This window comes from Micromonospora sp. LOL_024, from assembly GCF_048060415.1.
Classification (GTDB): Bacteria; Actinomycetota; Actinomycetes; order Mycobacteriales; family Micromonosporaceae; genus Micromonospora.
On the sequence record NZ_JBHMIS010000230.1, the window covers coordinates 1 to 253 of the forward strand.

Sequence of the window (253 nt, forward strand, 5' to 3'; positions counted from 1 at the left end):
GCACAGCCCCCAGAACAAGATCAGACCAAAAAGGACATTCGCGGACTACTCCGGGGCCCTGCGGTGTCGGGCCAGCCAGGCGACTACGACCTGCGGGAGATCGTGAACGCGATCTTCTACCAGAACCGGACGGGTTGTCAGTGAGCCATTCCGAGTAACGGGCCGTAACCGTGGGTAGTGGCCGTTTCAGTGGGTTCGTCCGTGCTCGATGTGGAGGATGGTCAGGGCTGCGGCGACGATATCGCCGATCTTC

General features: G+C 61.3%; 1 pseudogene. It reads left to right on the forward strand.

Going from position 1 to position 253, the window contains the following annotated elements:
- Positions 1-141: pseudogene (locus ACFHWY_RS28985) on the forward strand (transposase); the annotation flags it as partial.
- Between the last annotated feature and the right edge of the window lie 112 nt (positions 142-253).